General features: G+C 67.8%; 2 protein-coding genes. Both read right to left on the bottom strand.

Annotated elements, in window-relative coordinates; genetic code table 11:
* Positions 1–100 precede the first annotated feature (100 nt).
* Positions 101–1,633 carry an amino acid permease gene (locus tag QN345_RS18040; RefSeq protein WP_323509012.1) on the bottom strand — a complete coding sequence of 511 codons (1,533 nt, stop codon included), beginning with the start codon at positions 1,631–1,633 and terminating at the stop codon, positions 101–103.
* A 62-nt stretch (positions 1,634–1,695) separates the two neighbouring features.
* Positions 1,696–2,370 (bottom strand): NAD(P)-dependent alcohol dehydrogenase (locus QN345_RS18045; protein ID WP_323509013.1); only part of this gene is annotated, 675 nt, incomplete at its 5' end.

Raw genomic sequence — 2,370 nt, forward strand, 5'->3', positions numbered from 1 at the left:
GCCCGCGAGAGTACGAAAATGGCCCCTTCAGCCGCACGGAGAGGGCCGAATCCGTACTCTCGCGGAACGGATTGGCGGAAAGGGTTCGTCGCGGGAGGGGTCAGTCGCGGAGCGAGTTCTCCTCTCGGACGGCCTCGGTGCGTACGGTCTCGTCGAACACGCGCTTGGCCTCGATGCCGACCACGGAGTGGCGGCGCCCGTAGGCGAAGTACACGGCGAGGCCGATCAGGAGCCACACCGCGAAGCGCACCCAGGTCAGGGTTGTGAGGTTCAGCATCAGCCAGAAGCACAGCACGGCCGAGAGGATCGGCAGGTACGGGGAGAAGGGCACCTTGAAGGCGCGCTTGAGGTCCGGCCGCTTCTTCCGCAGCACGATCACGGCGATGCTGACGAGCACGAACGCCGAGAGCGTTCCGATGTTGATCATTTCCTCGAGGACGCCCACGTTGGTGAGGCCGGCGATCAGCGCGACCGCCGTGCCCGCAATGATCTGCACCCGCGCCGGCGTGCCGCGCTTCGCCGAGGTGACGCTGAGGCCGCGGGGCAGCAGGCCGTCACGGCTCATGGCGAAGAGCACCCGGGACAGCCCGAGGAGCAGCACCATGATCACGGTCGTCAGGCCGATCAGGATGCCGACCGAGATGACCTCGGCGGCCCAGCCGGCTCCGACGGCGACGAAGGCCGTTGCGAGGGAGGCGTTCGGGTCCTGCGCGAGCACCGTGTACGGCACCATCCCGGTCAGTACGAGGCTGACGCCGAGGTAGAGCACGGTCACGATCGCGAGCCCTGCGAAGATCCCGCGCGGCAGGGTCTTCTGCGGGTTCTTGACTTCCTCGGCGCTCGTGGCGACGACGTCGAAGCCGATGAACGCGAAGAAGACGAGGGAGGCGCCCGCGAGCAGGCCGAAGAGGCCGTACTGGGCCGGGTGCGCACCGGTCATGAAGGAGAAGAGGGACTGCATCCAGACGTCGCCGTCTCCACCCGTCGTCGGGACAGCGGCGGGGATGAACGGCGAGTAGTTCGCCGGGTTGATGAAGAAGGCGCCGGCGACGATGACGAAGAGCACGATCGCGACCTTGAGGATCGTGAAGACGCTCGCGACCCGCGCGGAGAGCTTGGTGCCGAGCACGAGGAGAGTCGTGAAGATCGCGACGATGACGAAGGCGCCCCAGCTCACGTCGAGGCCGAGAATGTTGATGGTCGCCGGCACGTTCCAGTGCAGGAGTTCGAAGACGCTCGAGAGGTAGATGCCCCAGTACTTGGCGATCACGGCGGCCGCGGTGAGCATCTCGAGGATCAGGTCCCAGCCGATGATCCAGGCCAGGAGCTCGCCGAGGGTCGCATAGGTGAAGGTGTACGCCGAGCCGGCGACCGGCACCGCCGACGCGAACTCCGCGTAACACATGATCGCGAGGGCGCAGGTGAGGGCGGCGAGCAGGAACGCGAGCGTCACCGACGGGCCAGCGTAGCTGCCGGCCGCCTTTGCTCCGACCGAGAAGATCCCGGCGCCGACGGCAACGGCGACACCCATGACCATGAGGTCCCAGGTGCCGAGGGTGCGCTTGAGATTGTGGCCCTTTTCGAGGGAGTCGGCCATCGAGGCCTCAATGCTTTTGGTGCGCCAAATGCTCATAACAGGGGGATATCCATTTCGTTGGGTACCCGCCCAGCCTACGACTCCCCCTGTCCGGGGTCTCACGGAACGGTGACGACGACCTTCCCCCTGGCTTGTCCGGCGTGCTGGTAGCGGATGCCGTCTGCCGCATCCGCGAGGGGAAACGTCCGGTCGATCACGGGCCGGATGGTGCCGGCCTCGAGCAGTTTCCCGAGGGTCTCGAGGTCGTCGGCGCCCTCGGCGGAGACGACCCCGCGCAGGGTCTGCTTCACGAAGCCGGACAGCAGGAGGGCACGCAGCTGGCGGTCGATCCCGCCGAACACGGCGCCACCGCCCTCTCCGCCGACGATGACGAGGGTGCCGGTCGGGGTGAGCGCCCGGCGGAGCCGGGACAGGGTGGGATTTCCGGCAATGTCGAGGATCAGGTCCCAGGTGTTCCTTCCGTCCGCGAAGTCCTCGCGGGTGTAGTCGATCACCTGTGCGGCTCCGAGCGACCGGACGAGGTCGACCTTGCCGGTGCTGCAGACCCCGGTCACCGTCGCGCCGAGCGCCGTGGCGAGCTGGACGGCGAAGGTTCCGACGCCGCCGCCGGCGCCGATCACGAGGACCCTCTGGCCCGCCTCGACCTTCCCGGCGTCGCGGAGGGCGTGCAGGGCGGCGCACGCCGAGACGGGAACGGCGGCGGCAGGCTTTCGTTCGGTAAACGGGTCACGCTCTCGACTGTATAGAGGTGGGGTCCACGCCAAGCGGACGGT

It is taken from the genome of Cryobacterium sp. 10I1, assembly GCF_035019805.1.
Taxonomy (GTDB): Bacteria; Actinomycetota; Actinomycetes; order Actinomycetales; family Microbacteriaceae; genus Cryobacterium; species Cryobacterium glucosi.

Coding starts and splice junctions, on each gene's coding strand:
- QN345_RS18040 (WP_323509012.1), bottom strand. CDS start 1,633: ATGAGCATTTGGCGCACCAAAAGCATTGAGGCCTCGATGGCCGACTCC.